The sequence below is a fragment of the Ruicaihuangia caeni genome, from assembly GCF_029952955.1.
GTDB classification, from domain to species: Bacteria; Actinomycetota; Actinomycetes; order Actinomycetales; family Microbacteriaceae; genus Ruicaihuangia; species Ruicaihuangia caeni.
In genome coordinates, this window is sequence record NZ_JASATX010000003.1 from 58,458 (window position 1) to 73,322 (window position 14,865).

The following is a 14,865-nucleotide window of genomic DNA, read 5'->3' on the forward strand; positions in this document are numbered from 1 at the left end:
AGCATTGGAACATGCAGAACCACGCCTCTCAAGACACGTCGGCGCCGCAGCAGCCGCAGAGCGGGAATCGCTTCTTCGCCTGGCTGCGCTCGCTCGGCATCACCCGGCAGCCCGGCTGGCTCGGCGGCGTCGCCGCCGGTATCGCGCTGCGCCTCGGCATCGACCCGATCATCGTGCGCGGCATCCTCGTGGTGCTCGGCCTGCTCGGGGCGCCAGTGCTGCTGCTGTACGCGGCGGCATGGGCCCTGCTGCCCGACCGGTCGAACCTCATTCACGCCGAGGAACTCGGCCGCGGACGCGTGAACGGCGCAATGGCGGGTATCGCCGTGATGGCCCTGCTGGTGCTCTGGCCCTGGGGCAACGGGTTCGCGCCCTTCAGCTTCCTGCTCTGGCCGTTCTTCGCCTTCAACGACTGGTTCGGGTTCGACTGGAACTTCGGCGGACCGATCGGTGCGGTCTTCTCCGTGCTGTGGACGCTGGCGCTCATCGGCCTGGCGATCTGGGCGGTCGTTGCGATCGCTCGCAAGTCGGGGCCATCGGGAAACGGAAGCAACGGCGCAGCGGCACAGACGCCCGGCGGCGGCTACACCGGCGCTCACGGCACTCAGCACTTCGACGCGACGCAGCAGTCCGCACCGGCGACGGCGGCGACGCCGGCGACGGGCGCGGGCGCCGCGGGGGCGTGGGCGGCTGACACCGCGACCACTGCGCAGTACGCGCACCCGTCGACCACGGCGCCCTCCGACCACCAGCCCACCGTGCCGCTGTCGGCCGCGGCCACCCCGCCCGCGGACCCCGATGGTCTCGCGGCCTGGCGTGAGCAGCAGGCGCGCTTCAAGCAGGAGAAGGACGACTACGTGAGAAACGAGAACGCCGCGCAGCAGGCCGCTGCGGCGGCCCGCCTCGAGGAAGAGCGCCGCCAGCGTCAGCAGGCGGCCGCGGAACGCCGGGCCGAGTACGCCCGCACACGATCGAACCCGCTGTACAGCCTCGCAGCGATCGGCGTCTCCATCATCGCGGGCGCCGCAGTGCTGCTCGCGGTCGGCGGTGATCAGATCACGCAACAGGCCGTGATCGCGGGACTCGCCACCACCCTCGGCGTGCTCGGGCTGGCGATCGTCATCAACGGCATCATGGGCAAGCGCAGTGGCGGCGCAAGCGGCATGGCGTGGATCGTGGCGTTCGCGCTGGTCACGGCATCCGTCGTCTCCGTCGGGGCCCGGGTGGTCTTCGCCGGCAATGTGCACTACGAACCGAGCTACTCCCCCACCTCGCAGACTTACCTCGTGGGTGCGGGTGAGGCGACGCTCGACCTCAGCGACTACTGGGATGGCGTCGAGCTGCCTGCCGATCCGTTCGCCAGGTCGGGCGACCGCCCCTGGGGCAATGTCAGCCTCATCACCGGTGCGGGTGACGTCACGGTGATCCTCCCTGATGAAGCGGTCGTGGAGCTCGACGTTCGCCACGGCGTGGGCCGGGCGACCGTCGAGAGCGAGGATCGCGACCGCATGTCGCTCTGGACCGGACGGCACGAAGTGCTTCCCCCAGGCGTCACGCGCGAGCAGTACAACGCCGCGATCGATCGAGGCCGCACCTGGTCGACCGGACTCAACCTGACGATCACACTGGGCGCAGGCGACATCACGATCATCACCGAAGGAGCAGTGCAATGACCCCCAGGGCATCAACAATCGTCTGGGGCTTCGCGATCATCATCGTCTCAGCCCTGGTGCTGACCGCGACGCTCACCGATCTCCGTCTGCCGTCGTTCTTCGAGCGGCCGTCGATGCTCGTCGTCCTCGTCGGCGCCTTCGGAGCCTTGCTCGTGGTCGGTGCAGTGGTCGGCGGCATCATCTCGCTCGCGCGCCGTCGGAGCGGGGCGGATGCGTTCGGCTCCACCGCCGGCGCCGGCGCGTACAGCGGCGCCTACGCGTCGCCGTATCAGGGCGCGGCGACGGGCGCGGGCTCGTTTCCGTCGCCGCCTTCGGCCCCCGCTGCTTCCGCCGCGTCGGCGTCTTCCGCTGCGCAGCCGACAGTGCCGTACGGCGCAACTCCGGGCGGTCAGCCGAGTGGACCGTTCGACCGCACACAGCCTGTCGACGGCGTCGCGTGGATGAACGCTCAGGCGGATGCCGCGGGCGGCTCCGGGTCGCGGCCCAGCTCCCCTCCCGCCTCCGCCTCCGGCGGCTCCGAGGAGGGCGATCCGACCGGCACGCCGGTTCCCCCGGTGGAACCGGGCGATGACCAGCTCGCCATCGACGATCTGCGCACGCCGGCTCCGAACGACAGCAACACCGACCACCAGCACGACGACGCGGCATCCGGTCACGAGAAGCCGGCTTCCCGCCCAGACGACCAGGCCTGACGCTTTCTCGCGACCGCACCGCGAGGTCGCCGGGGGCATCGACCGTCGGACCCGAGAACTCGCGCCCGGCTCACCACGTGTGTGCCGGGCGCGAGTTCAGCTTTCGGCGTCGGAGGCCGAAGCCGCCAGCGAGGCTGACACCCGCTCATGCTCAGCGGCGCGCACGATGCGCCGTGCCATGCCGCCGAAGATCAGCGCGTGCATGGGCACGAGCGTCATCCAATAGAGGCGGCCGCTGAGTCCTCTGGGCAGGAAGACCGCGCGCTGCCGGTACACCGAGCCGCCGCCCGCGCCCGGCCTGGCCGTGAGCTCCAGCCAGGCGTCGCCGGGCACGCGCATCTCGGCGCGGAGCACGATGCGATGTGGCGGTTCGAGGGACTCAACCCGCCAGAAGTCGATCACATCGCCCTGCCGCAAGCGCGATGGATCGCGTCGCCCTCGGGCGAGCCCGACGCCGCCGAAGAGCTTGTCGATCATGCCCCGCAACGACCATGCCCACGGCAGCGAGTACCAGCCGTTGGGACCCCCGATCGACTGCAGCACCAGCCAGAGGTCAGTGGGCGATGCGGTGGATTCGCGCTCGCGCTCGTCGCTCAGCACCGTGCGCCCCGCCCATGAAGGGTCCGATGGCAGGGGGTCGCTCGGGGCATTCGCGAGCGACGCTCCCCGCCAGGTGGTCGGCACCTCGCTCGCGTCGATGCGGGCGAGCGCGAGCCGCACCGACTCGCGGTAGCTCAGGAGCCCTCCGGGCGGAGGAGCGATGAACCCGTCGACATCGTGGTTCCTCACCACGCAGGAGTGCTGCAGCGACTCGACGATCGGCACCGCCAGATCGCGAGGCACCGGGGTGACCAGGTTGATCCACTGCGAGGCGAGCCAGGGAGTCAAGACGGGAAGCGCCGCGATCGGCCGCTGCGGCAGGCCCGCTTGGACGGCGTAGCCGTTCATCAGCTGCCCGTAGCGCAGTACGTCTGGCCCGCCGATGTCGAACTCACGGTTCACATCCGGAGGCAGGTCGGCAGCCTTCGAGAGGTAGTGCAACACATCTCGGATGGCGATCGGTTGCACGAAGTTGCGAACCCACTTCGGCGCGGGCATGTACGGCAGCACCTCGGTCAGGTGCCGGATGATCTCGAACGATGCCGAGCCCGACCCGATGATGGTGCCGGCTTGCAGCACCGCGGCGGGAACCGCCGACTCGAGGAACACCTGCCCGACAGCCGCGCGCGAGGCGAGATGCCTCGAGAGCGGTCGGTGCTCCGGGTGCAAGCCGCCGAGGTAGACGATGCGCGACACCGAGGCGGACTCGGCCGCCCTCGCGAATGAGACCGCGGCGCGGAGCTCCTCACCGCCGAAGTCGCCGCGGGCGGTCATCGAGTGCACCAGGTAGTAGGCGACGAAGACGCCGCGCATCGCCTCGTCGAGCTCGGTGGTCGCCGGCAGCGACCCGCGCACGACTTCGACGTCGGGGTACCACTCGACGTCGCGCAGTTTGTCGGGCGATCTCGTGTAGACGCGCACCCTGAACCCGTCCTCCAGAAGCCGCGGCACGAGCCGTCCCCCGACGTAGCCGGTCGCCCCGGTGACCAGAGCAAGCTTGCGGTCGGTCGCTTTGGGCCCGTGCTCGGATTCAGTCGCCGTTGCAGGTGCGGTTTCGGTTCCGGTCACGGGGTACTCCGACTCTCCAATGAGGCCGGCGTCTACCGGCCCTTTCGACTAGCGCTCGAACGACCACCAGATCAGCAGCATCGTGACGAGGAAGCCGCAGACGTAGTTGACCCAGAGGAACTTGCGCCATCCGCGATTCGACTCGGATGCTGTGACGTCGTCGATCCTGAAATGCGACAGCGCGATGCCCACATAGGGCAGCGTCAGCACGGCCGCAAGGGGCCCAGGCCACTGCGTGCCGAGCAGCAGCAGCCCCGCGATCGCCCACAGAGCGGCGCTCAGCCGCACGGTGGCGCGAGCACCGAACTCCGTCGCGATGGAGCGGATTCCCGCGCTGCGGTCGGGCTCGATGTCTTGCACCGCACCGAACGCATGGCTCGCGACGCCCCAGAGGAAGAATGCGGCGAGGATAGCGGCGAGCGCGGGCGTGACGACCGTGCCGGCCGCGGCGACCGCGTACAGCGCGGGCGAGACGAAGTGGGTGCTGGAGGTGAGCGAGTCGAGCACCGGTACCTCTTTGAAGCGGAGCCGGGGCACCGAGTAGGCGACGACCGCGAAGACGCTCACAGCGAGCACGGGCGATGCTGCGGGCTGCGCGACGACGAGTGCGATCACGAACGGCAGCGCTGACGCGACCGACACGATCACCAGCATCCGGTGCAGCCTGGGTGGGACGAGTGCCCCTTCGGCGCCTCCCTTGCGCGGATTCGCCAGATCGGACGCGTAGTCGAACACGTCGTTCAGCCCGTACATCAGCAGGTTGTAGGGCACCAGGAAGAAGAGGGTTCCGAGCACCATGAACGCATCCACGGTGCCGGTGCTGAGCCACCAGACGGCGGCGAAGGGGAACGCCGTATTGATCCAACTGAGCGGTCTGGAAGACAGCACGACGGTGGAGAGCACCGGCCGCACCGTATTGCGCGACGTCCGGCTCACAGGTCTCCCTCCGGAACACGCTCAGAGGTGTCGGGCGCCCGAGCGAGCAGCGCAAGCCCTGGCAGCAGCAGCAGCGCTGCCACGGGGTACGCGAAGTCTTCGACGGGTGCCAGCAGCACCCGCACGCCGGCGGTTTGCGACCACTCGTAGTCGAAGAGCCCTGCCCAGATCATGACATTGTCGAAGACCGCTGTGAGGAGCAGCAGCGCGACCATGCTGAGGAGCCATGGGCGCCACCACCTGGCGACGATCGCGGGGCCCCGCCCGCTGCTGATCAGAGCCACGGCGAGAACGACGAGAGAGAGGGCGAGGAAGCCCGCGGAGAACAGTGCGTAGCTCACGAGCGCTCCCTCACTCTCTCTCGCTTCGCCGAGAGCAGACGGGAGCTCCCGGTGAGCAGCACCATGCTCAGGTGGCAGAAGAACAGCAGGAACACCAGTTCCTCGATCGGCAGGTGCGGCGCGACGAGGATGCCGGAAGACCAGGCGGAATCAAGGTGCAGGAACACGCCGGAACCGATGCCGACGAGATCCCACGTCAGGAAGAAGACGAATCCGATCAGGAGCACGACGGCGGCCCGGCGAGGCTCTCGCCAGAGGAAGAGCGAGAAGCGCGCGTCGACGAGCAGCGATCCCATGAGCGAGATCAGGAGCAGTGCGAGATAGAGCAGCGACATCAGGGGCGACTCTCGAGGGGCGTGCTCGACCCGCTGGGCACTCCGGCGGGTTCAGGCAGTGGACCGGGCGAGGAGTCGCCTCTCAGGTGCTTCACCACGAGTTCGGCGCTGATGAGGCACATCGGCACACCGACGCCCGGCACGGTGGTGCCACCCGCCGCGTAGAGCCCGGAGACCCGGCGCGATGCGGTTCGACCGCGGAACATCGCGCTCTGTCGCAGCGTGTGCGCGTACCCGATCGCGCTCCCCTTGAACGATGAGAACTCGCGCTCGAAGTCGCGAGGGCCGAGCGTGCGGCGCACCAGTATGCGCTCTCTGAGGTCCGGGATTCCGGCCCGCGCGGCAAGTGCATCGATCGCGCGGTCGACGGCTGCTTCGACCGCCGGATCCCCCTGCCCGTCGAGTCCTCCCGACCCGAGCGATGGGGCTGCTGGTCCGGGGATCAGGATGAAGAGGTTCTCGCTGCCTTCCGGCGCGACGGAACGATCGGAATGGCTGGGCATGCACACGTAGAACGAAGGGCGCTCCGGCATGTTGCCATCGCGGATCGCTTCAAAGTTGTCGCGCCAATCGTCCGCGAAGAACAGCGAGTGGTGCTCGAGCTGCGGGATCGGACCGTCCACCCCGAGCATCGCGATCACAGCACTCGGACCGGCATCCACTCGATCCCAATCCGTTTTCGGGCGGAACCGGTCCTCCGGATCGAGCAGTCGGGTCTCGGTGTGGTGCATGTCGACTGTGCTCACAACGACATCCGCGTCGATCGTGCTCACCTCGCCGGACCTGTCGCGCCACTCCACGCCGGTCACCTGCGAGTCGCTGGTCAGGATGCGGGTCGCCTCGGCACCCATCACGAACTCGGCCCCGTCAGCAAGCCGGCGCATCGAACGGATCAGCTCGGAGAAGCCGCCCCGCGGGTAGTAGACGCCGTCGCTCAGGTCGAGGTGGCTCATGAGGTGGTACATGGCCGGCGCGGTGAAGGGCGAACTCGCGAGGAACACCGCCGGGAACTCCAGAACCTTCTGAAGCCGCTGGTCGCGCACCGTCCTGCCGACCCGACGGTGGAGCGATTCAGAGAGCATGCGCACGAGGCGGGGAAGGCGGCGAAGCACCTGGGGTTGCCATAGCTCCGACGGCCGCGTGAACGGGTTGTAGAGGAAGCGGTCGACCGACAAGCGGTACGCGTCGCCAGCCGATTCGAGGTACTTTCTGATCGCAGCACCGGCGCCGGGCTCGATCGCCTCGAATGAAGCGGCGACGGCGTCGATGCCGCTGCTGAGCACGAGCGGCTCGGCCGCTTCCGCCCCTGGCGCACCGGCGGGTTCGAAGAAGACACGGTAGGCGGGGTCGACCCTGACGAGGTCGAGCTGCTCGGCCAGCGAGGTGCCCAGCATCCGGTAGAAGTGATCGAATACCTCAGGCATCAGGAACCACGATGGCCCGGTGTCGAAGACGAACCCGTCGCGTTCCCACGTGCCCGCGCGGCCGCCGACTTCGTCTCGCTGCTCGAGCACGGTGACGTCGAGGCCCTCGTGCAGCAGGAGCGCCGCGGTGGCCAGGCCGCTGACCCCCGCGCCGATGACGACGGCGCGCCGCCGCACCTGCGGAGGAGAGACGCTCGCCTCCGTATGGGCGCTCACGCTGACCACCTCAGCGAGGCACGGAGCGCGATGATGAGCTTGACCGCATCCGGCACCCTGATCCTCCGGTCGATGATGGCCTCGGCAGGAGTGCGTTCGATGCGCTTCTCGAGTTCGGAGAAGAGGCCGTGCGCGGTCGCGACGGCGCGGCGCGCACCTGCGGGCAGCAGGCGGATCGACGCCTCGGCGGCCTCGAGATCCGCGCGAATGGACTGGGTGATCTCGCGCTTCTCCGACTCGCCCAACCGACCGCTGTCGACGTTCGGGAAGTAGGAGCGCCCCAGCCCTCGCGCATCGTCGCCGAGATCGCGGAGGAAGTTGATCTTCTGAAACGCGGCCCCGAGCCGACGCGCGCCGTCGACCAGCACGGCGCGCTCGGCAGCGTCGGGGCGCGCGTCTTGCAGGAAGACCCGCAGACACATGAGCCCCACGACCTCGGCCGACCCGTAGACGTACTCGCGGAATGCGGTCTCGTCGAGCCGTGTGAGATCGAGGTCAGCTCGCATCGAACTGAAGAACGGTGCGATGAGGTCGCTTCCGATGCCGGCGTGCACTGCGGTGCAAGCGAAGGCGTGCACCACGAGATTCGTGCTGAACCCTCGCCTGATCGAGTCGTACACCTCGTTCTCCAGGGCATCCAGCAATTCGAGCCGCTCTCCCGCCACGAGCCCGGCGCACTCGGCAGGGCCGTCGACGATCTCGTCGGCGATGCGCACCAGGCCGTAGATGTTCGCGATATGCGGGCGATAGCGGGGTGCGAGCAGTCTGGTCGCCATCCCGAACGAGGTGGAGTAGTCACTGAGCACCACCCGGGCGACATGAGACGCGCATGTCTCGTAGCGGTCGAGGGTCATTGAGTCGATCATGATGTCCGCTCCGCGCATCGGATGAGCAAGTGGGCGAGGTAGGTCTGCAGTTCCTGCGGCAATGGAGCTTCATCGATCCGCCGGGCGGCCGAGTCGACTCGGCGCTGGATCTCGCTCTCGACCTGGGCGAGAGCCCCCGAATCGCGAAGGGCCCCGCGCAGGCGCTCGGCATCGACCTCATCAAGGTCGGGTTTGCCGAACCGGTCGCTGGCTCCACGCCAGGCATCCGTTGACCGTGCCAGCTCCACAAGAAGGGTGTGCTTGCCCTCGCGAAGATCACCGAGCGCCGACTTGCCAGTTGTCTCGGGATTGCCGAAGACGCCCAGCACATCGTCTCGCAACTGGTAGACCGTGCCCAGCGCTGCGCCGATCTCATCGAGCGCATCGCGCACGGCCGGTTCAGACGTCGCGAGCGTTGCCGCGGCGAGCAATGGCGCCTGAAACGAATAGCGTGCGGTCTTCAGTTCGCTCGTGACCACAACGCGCTCGGGGTCGGCGTGCGAGGGGGCGATGCTGAACCAGACGTCGGCGTACTCGCCCTCGGCCGAATCGAGCAGCGTACGATCCACAAGATCGAGCAGCGACGACCGCACCTCCGTCGGAACCGCTGCTCGCGCCACCAGCGAGTACGCCGCCCCGAGCAGAAGATCTCCAGAGAGAATGCCGGCGGTCACACCCAGTCGTGCCGCCGCCTTCGGCGGCACGCCGTGATCCACCGCGAGCGACACCGCCTCGCCGACCGCGTTCAGGTCGCCCCGGCGCTTCAGATCGCCGTCGATGACGTCGTCGTGCGCGACGAAGGCCGCGTGCAGCAGCTCGAACGCGGCGGCGATGTCGATCACGCCCGACGCGGTTTCCGGCGACGACGAATCGGTGTCGCGCGAGCCATCGCGCTGTTCCTCGAGCCGGCGATAGGTGTGCAGAAGAAGGAGAGGGCGAATGCGTTTCCCGCCGCTCAAGGACCGCGTGATCGAGCCGCGAATCGCGTCGAACGGCAACCGGACCGTATTCGTGCTGCTGATGCGCAGCGCCACGTCGCGCAGCCGGGATTCCACTCGCGCAAGGTCGACGCGGTCGCGTTCGAGTTCGCGCTCCAGTTGTAGTGCGCTCATAGCGACCTCCTCGGGTCTGTGAGCACGGTGCGGGGGCGACCGGCGAGTTCGTCGAGCTGCCAGACGAGCCAGGGGCTGAACGCCCAGGGGGCGGCGTGCACCGCCCGCGCGAGGTCGTCGGGCTGCACCCAGCGGTACTCCTGCACTTCGTCGGGGTTCGGGGCCGGATCACCGATGGCGCGCGCCGAGTACACCGGGCAGAACTCGTTCTCCTCCACACCAGAGGCGTCAGTGGCGCGATAGGCGAAGTCGGGCAGCAGGGGCTCGATGCGGTCGATCGCGAGGCCCAGTTCGTGCTCGGCGCGGCGGACGATCGCGGAGTCGATGGGTTCGTCTGGCCCGGGGTGCCCGCAGAAGGCGTTGGTCCAGACGCCGGGCCAGGTGGCCTTGCTCAGCGCACGCCGCGTCACCAGCACGCGGCCGTCGTCGTCGACGACGTGGCACGAGAACGCGAGGTGCAGCGGCGTCTTCTCGCCGTGAACCAGGTGCTTCGGCATTGCACCGGCGGGCTTCCGCTCGTCATCGAGCAGCACGACCCGCTCGGGGCTTCGCGTGCTGCCTTCGATGACCATCAGGAATCCCCCGAGGTGTGAGCGAGATCGCGCAGAAAGCGCACCACGATCTGTCGCTCCTCGCTCGACAGGCGCGCGGCAGCCTGAAAGCGGCGGGCATGCGAGACGCCGACGTGGTCCCTGGCGTCGCGACGGGTCTCCTCGGTCACGGCCAGAGTGATCGCTCGCCGGTCGGTCGGGTGGGGAGAGCGCGTCGTGTGCCCACCCGCCTCGAGCCGGTCGAGCAGCTTGGTCGTCGCGGCGCTCGTGATCTCGAGGTACTCGCTGAGCATGGCGGGCGTGACAGCCACTCCGCACCGGTGCCCGGCGAGGATGAATCTGATGGCGCGCATTTCGCGTTCGGAAAGAGCCATGTATTTGCTCGATGCCTTGCTCTGCTCGGCCTCAGCGAGCTTCCACTCCATCATGGCCCGCATCACGTCTGCGATCTCGGCCTGTTCTGCGCCCGGCATCCGGTCGAGCTCGAGTAAGGAACCGTCGGGATCCATCAGGCGCGGATCGTGCATGTGCTCGAGCACCTTCGCAACGTGAGACGAGTAAGCCACTCCCAGATAGTAAGTTACTTAGTTAGTTACTTGCAACGTCGCGACGGAACCCGTTTGGGTTCTCCTGAGGTGGGAGTTTCTCGCGAGGCGGAGGTTTCTCGCGAGGTGTGGGTTCTCGCGTGTGGGTTCTCGCGAGGTGGGGGTTCTCGCGAGGCAGGGGCTCTCGCGAGGCAGGGGCTCTCGCGAGGGTTTGCTGCAGCCGCGAGGGCTGCAACCCACGCACGCGCAGCAAACCCTCGCGACAACGCAACTTCGAGGCAGCGCAACGTTGAGGCAGCGGCTCGGAGCGCCGGCGGTACTGCGACAGTTGCGGCAGCGACGGCGATGCGCACCGCGACGGGACGTGACAGTGCCGGCAGCGGATGCCGTCAGCCGACGTTTCACACGGCTCGCCGGCGAGCGCGGCGACACTCCAGGGCATGAAACCCGGCCGCATCACGCGCTCTGAAAGACGGTTCGAGTCGGCCGCGGTGCTCGACGGCCGAAGTGGGCGGCGGTGCTCGACGGCCGAAATCAGCTGCGGTACTCGATGGGCGGCTGTCTGCCGAGGTGCTCGACGAGCTGAAGTCAGCTGCGTACCCGACCCGACGGTCCGCGTGAGCCGCGTTGCTCGACGGGCTGAGTCAGCCGTGGTACTCGACGGGCGGAGCGAGCACTACCGGCTCCGGCTGCAGTTGCACCCCGAACTCAGACATGACCCGGGTCTGCACGAAACTCGCGAGCTGCAGCACCTCGGCTGCGGTCGCGCCCCCGGTGTTGGTGATCGCCAGGGTGTGCTTGCTCGAGATGGCGGCGCGAGAGCCTGTGAGCCGGAACCCGCGCGAGATGCCGGAGCGCTCGATGAGCCACGCGGCGCTGAGCTTCACCATGCGCTCGTCATGCTCCGGCGGAGAGGCGGGCTCGGCGCCGAGCGGCACCGCGAGATCCTGCGGCTCATCCCAGAGCGGCCAGCGCGGCGCGTCGGGCGGCAAGGCGCGCGCGAACTCCTCGCTGACGATCGGGTTGGTGAAGAAGGAGCCCGCGCTCCAGCTGTCGGCATCCGCCTCGTCGAGCACCATGCCCTTCGAAGCGCGCAGGGCGAGCACCGCATCCCGCACCTCCGAGACCCGCACTCGGTCGCCGACCTCAGCGCTGAGCGCCGCGGCGAGCTGCGGATACGCGATCGGCGCGCTCGCGCCCAGGATGTCGTCGAGCTCGAGTTCGACAGCGAGCACGATGCCCCTGCGCCCCTGCTTGAACACGCTGGTCCGGTAGCCGAAGCCGAGCTCCCCCGCGGGGAGCCGAAGCACCTCACCGGTCTCGTAGTCGAGGAACTCGACCGCGGTGAGCACGTCAGCCATCTCCTGGCCGTACGCGCCGATGTTCTGAATGGGTGCGGCTCCGACCGAGCCTGGAATGCCCGAGAGTGCCTCCATGCCCGACCAGCCGTTCTCGACGGTCCACGCAACCAGCTCATCCCAGTTCTGACCCGCCTGCACGCGCAGATACACCTTCGAAGGCTGCTTGGCGGTACGAGCGAGAGTCGCGGTCACCTCCGCCGCCGGAGCCGCCTCGCTGGCGATCGCACTGATCACCGCGGATGCCGGCGGCACCGCAGCCGTCAGATCCCGCCCGAGCGCCGATGACGCCCACACGTGCCCCGCGTCGCGTGACACCTCGATGCCGCGCGTGACCACCCGGATCACGGTTCCGTGGAATCCCTCGTCGGCGATGACGACGTTCGACCCTCCCCCGAGCACGAAACACTCATCGCCGGACGCCCAGACGTCCAGCGCGCTCTCGACGAGCTCGCGCGTCGTGGCAGGCGCGATGATCCGCTCGGCGGGGCCGCCGACCCTCAGCGTTGTGAGTTCCGAGAGGTTCGTCACGCCGGCAAGCTCACCCTGGCCTGCGCCTTGCCGAGCACGGTCTGTCCGGCGTAGGTGACCGTGAGGTCGATCCGCGCTCCGGCCTCGTCGACCGCGCCGACCTTGGCGACGACGGAGACGTCGGCCCCCGACTCGGGGTCGACGACCACCGGACGGGTGAACTTGACCTGGTAGTCGATGACGCGGCCGCTGTCACCGCCGAGCCAGTCGACGACCGGCTGCACGGCGAAGCCCATGGTCAGCATGCCGTGGGCCAGCACACCGGGAAGCCCGACCGACGCGGCTACATCGTCGCGGTAGTGGATGGGATTGAAGTCGCCAGAAGCTCCGGCATACCGAACGAGCGTGTCACGCGTCAGGTGGAAGTCGCGCTCGGCGATCACATCGCCGACGTTGAGGCCGCTCATTCGTCTCCCCTCACTACGAGCGTCGAGGTGGCCGTGACCACATGCGCCCCCTCGGCATCCGTGATGTCAGAGACCGCGGTGACCATGCTGTGCGCACCGAGAGTCTTGACCGCCGAAACCGTGAGGCGCGCGGTCAGCTCATCGCCGGCGACGATCGGGCGGGTGTAGCTGAAGCGCTGGTCGCCGTGCACGACGCGACTGAAGTCGATGCCCGCATCCGGCTCGGACAGCAATTGTGCGAGCGTGTGCTCCTGCACGACGACGGCGAAGGTCGGCGGGGCAACCACATCGGCGTAGCCGGCAGCACGGGCTGCGTCGGCGTCGTGGTTGAGCGGACTGGTGGCGAGCACGGCGCGCGCGAACTCGCGCACCTTCTCGCGACCGACGAGGTACGGGGCGGTGGGGGCGAACTCGCGCCCGGTGAGCTCGGGGTTCACTGGCACCCCGACAGTCTACGGTGACGGGTTAACCACAGCAGCGCCCCGCTTGTGGCGAGGCGCTGCTGCTCAGCTCCGCATGCCGCGCGCCGGTCTGGGATCACAGCCGGTCTCGCGACATCCGAGGTCTTGCGCGAATGCACTCGGCATCCGCAGGTCTGGTGAGTGCGCGAAGCACTCGGGTCGTGGGCGGATGCCGGCGCCGCTGGCCGTTCGACACGGCGGCGTCGCGGCATCCGCGATGGATCAGGCGAAGGGGTTCGGGGTGAGCGTGTACTTCGTCTCGAGGTACTCGTGGATGCCCTCGGCACCGCCCTCTCGGCCGAGGCCCGACTGCTTGACGCCGCCGAAGGGCGCGGCCGCGTTGGAGACGACGCCCACGTTGAGCCCCATCATGCCCGTGTCGATGAGGTCGATCATGCGCTGACCGCGCTTGAAGTCCTCGGTGAACACGTATCCGACGAGCCCGTACTCGCTGTCGTTCGCGATGCGCACGGCGTCTGCCTCGTCCTTGAACCGGATGATGCTGACGACCGGGCCGAAGATCTCCTCGGCCTTGATCGCCATGCCGTCGGTCACACCGTCGACCACCGTCGGCTCGAAGAACGAGCCCGGGCCATCGATGGGCGAGCCGCCCGCGAGCACCTTCGCGCCCTTCTCGACCGCGTCGCTGACGAGACGCTCGGTGTTCTTGACCGCCTTGTCGTCGATGAGCGGGCCGATGGCGACTCCCTCTTCGGTTCCGCGGCCGACGCGCATCTCCTTGACGCGCTCGGTGAGGCGGCGCGCGAACTCGTCGGCGATGCCCTCCTGCACGATGAAGCGGTTCGCCGCGGTGCAGGCCTGGCCGATGTTGCGGAACTTGGCGATCAGCGCGCCTTCGACCGCCTTGTCGAGATCAGCGTCATCGAACACGACGAACGGGGCGTTGCCTCCGAGCTCCATCGAGGTGCGCAGCACGTTGTTCGCAGCGAGCTTCAGCAGGCCGACGCCCACCGGGGTCGAGCCGGTGAAGCTGACCTTGCGCAGGCGAGGGTCTGACATGAGCGCCTCGGACAGCTTCGAGGTCGACGTGGTCGTGATGACGTTCACGACTCCCTTGGGCAGTCCGGCCTCTTCGAGCAGGGCGACGAGGGCGAGCGTGGTCAGCGGCGTCAGGGTGGCCGGCTTCACGACGGCGGTGCAGCCCGCGGCAAGCGCCGGGCCCAGCTTGCGGGTGGCCATCGCGAGCGGGAAGTTCCACGGGGTGATCAGGTAGCACGGCCCGACTGGGCGGTGCGTGACGATCATGCGACCGGTGCCCTCTGGGTTCGCGCCGTAGCGCCCGTCGATGCGCACGGCCTCCTCGGAGAACCAGCGCAGGAACTCACCGCCGTAGGCGACCTCGCCACGCGCTTCGGCGAGGGGCTTGCCCATCTCCAGCGTCATGAGCAGAGCGAAGTCTTCCTTGCGCTCCTGCAGCAGGTCGAACGCCTTGCGCAGGATCTCGCCGCGCACGCGGGCCGGGGTCGCGGCCCACTCCTCCTGAGCAGCGGCGGCGGCGTCAAGCGCGCGCACGCCGTCTTCGACGGTCGCGTCGGCGATCTCGCGGATCACTTCGTAGGTGGCGGGGTCGCGCACCTCGATGGTCTTGCCGCCGTCGGCGTCGACCCACTCGCCGCCGATGTACAGCTGGTTCGGCACGCGCTCGAGCAGGTCGCGCTCGGTGCTCGTCACGGTCATGGTCATGTCGTGCTCCTCCGTCGGAGTGTGTGGAAGTTCAAGAGGGGGTGC

At 68.6% G+C, this 14,865-nt stretch carries 15 protein-coding genes; 2 read left to right on the plus strand and 13 right to left on the minus strand.

Annotated elements, in window-relative coordinates:
• Positions 1-11 precede the first annotated feature (11 nt).
• Together QF206_RS07740 and QF206_RS07745 are read left to right on the plus strand one after the other, a co-directional pair.
• A complete protein-coding gene (locus tag QF206_RS07740) occupies positions 12-1,673 on the plus strand; it encodes a PspC domain-containing protein (RefSeq protein ID WP_281488650.1) in 1,662 nt (553 codons plus the stop codon).
• Positions 1,670-2,365: a hypothetical protein gene (locus QF206_RS07745; RefSeq protein ID WP_281488651.1), complete on the plus strand. Its 696-nt coding sequence runs from the start codon at positions 1,670-1,672 to the stop codon at positions 2,363-2,365. The genes QF206_RS07740 and QF206_RS07745 overlap by 4 nt, the downstream gene beginning before the upstream one ends.
• 96 nt (positions 2,366-2,461) lie before the next feature.
• Here the strand turns inward: QF206_RS07745 and QF206_RS07750 are convergent, their stop codons facing one another.
• From QF206_RS07750 to QF206_RS07810, 13 genes are all read right to left on the minus strand, one after another.
• Positions 2,462-3,955, minus strand: coding sequence for an SDR family oxidoreductase (locus QF206_RS07750; protein WP_281489033.1), 1,494 nt, complete (start codon positions 3,953-3,955; stop codon positions 2,462-2,464).
• 126 nt (positions 3,956-4,081) lie between these two features.
• A complete protein-coding gene (locus QF206_RS07755) occupies positions 4,082-4,969 on the minus strand; it encodes a prenyltransferase (protein WP_281488652.1) in 888 nt (295 codons plus the stop codon).
• Positions 4,966-5,310: a lycopene cyclase domain-containing protein gene (locus QF206_RS07760; RefSeq protein WP_281488653.1), complete on the minus strand. Its 345-nt coding sequence runs from the start codon at positions 5,308-5,310 to the stop codon at positions 4,966-4,968. The genes QF206_RS07755 and QF206_RS07760 overlap by 4 nt, the downstream gene beginning before the upstream one ends.
• Positions 5,307-5,645 carry a lycopene cyclase domain-containing protein gene (locus tag QF206_RS07765; RefSeq protein ID WP_281488654.1) on the minus strand — a complete coding sequence of 113 codons (339 nt, stop codon included), beginning with the start codon at positions 5,643-5,645 and terminating at the stop codon, positions 5,307-5,309. Before QF206_RS07765 ends, QF206_RS07760 begins: the two co-directional genes overlap by 4 nt.
• Positions 5,645-7,285 (minus strand): phytoene desaturase family protein, encoded by a 1,641-nt coding sequence (gene crtI / locus QF206_RS07770; protein ID WP_281488655.1) that lies wholly within the window; start codon positions 7,283-7,285, stop codon positions 5,645-5,647. The genes QF206_RS07765 and crtI overlap by 1 nt, the downstream gene beginning before the upstream one ends.
• Positions 7,282-8,151 (minus strand): phytoene/squalene synthase family protein, encoded by an 870-nt coding sequence (locus tag QF206_RS07775; protein WP_281488656.1) that lies wholly within the window; start codon positions 8,149-8,151, stop codon positions 7,282-7,284. The genes crtI and QF206_RS07775 overlap by 4 nt, the downstream gene beginning before the upstream one ends.
• Positions 8,148-9,263 (minus strand): polyprenyl synthetase family protein, encoded by a 1,116-nt coding sequence (locus tag QF206_RS07780; protein WP_281488657.1) that lies wholly within the window; start codon positions 9,261-9,263, stop codon positions 8,148-8,150. The genes QF206_RS07775 and QF206_RS07780 overlap by 4 nt, the downstream gene beginning before the upstream one ends.
• Complete coding sequence (idi, locus tag QF206_RS07785; protein ID WP_281488658.1) at positions 9,260-9,835, minus strand: isopentenyl-diphosphate Delta-isomerase; 576 nt, start codon at positions 9,833-9,835, stop codon at positions 9,260-9,262. Before idi ends, QF206_RS07780 begins: the two co-directional genes overlap by 4 nt.
• Positions 9,835-10,380 (minus strand): MarR family winged helix-turn-helix transcriptional regulator, encoded by a 546-nt coding sequence (locus QF206_RS07790; RefSeq protein ID WP_281488659.1) that lies wholly within the window; start codon positions 10,378-10,380, stop codon positions 9,835-9,837. The genes idi and QF206_RS07790 overlap by 1 nt, the downstream gene beginning before the upstream one ends.
• Positions 10,381-11,003: 623 nt before the next feature.
• A complete protein-coding gene (locus QF206_RS07795; RefSeq protein ID WP_281488660.1) occupies positions 11,004-12,248 on the minus strand; it encodes a UDP-N-acetylmuramate dehydrogenase in 1,245 nt (414 codons plus the stop codon).
• The gene (locus tag QF206_RS07800; RefSeq protein ID WP_281488661.1) at positions 12,245-12,655 is read right to left on the minus strand and encodes a MaoC/PaaZ C-terminal domain-containing protein; all 411 of its coding nucleotides are present in this window, start codon (positions 12,653-12,655) and stop codon (positions 12,245-12,247) included. The genes QF206_RS07795 and QF206_RS07800 overlap by 4 nt, the downstream gene beginning before the upstream one ends.
• Positions 12,652-13,098 (minus strand): FAS1-like dehydratase domain-containing protein, encoded by a 447-nt coding sequence (locus QF206_RS07805; RefSeq protein ID WP_281488662.1) that lies wholly within the window; start codon positions 13,096-13,098, stop codon positions 12,652-12,654. The genes QF206_RS07800 and QF206_RS07805 overlap by 4 nt, the downstream gene beginning before the upstream one ends.
• A gap of 240 nt (positions 13,099-13,338) precedes the next feature.
• Positions 13,339-14,820, minus strand: coding sequence for an NAD-dependent succinate-semialdehyde dehydrogenase (locus tag QF206_RS07810; RefSeq protein ID WP_281488663.1), 1,482 nt, complete (start codon positions 14,818-14,820; stop codon positions 13,339-13,341).
• Between the last annotated feature and the right edge of the window lie 45 nt (positions 14,821-14,865).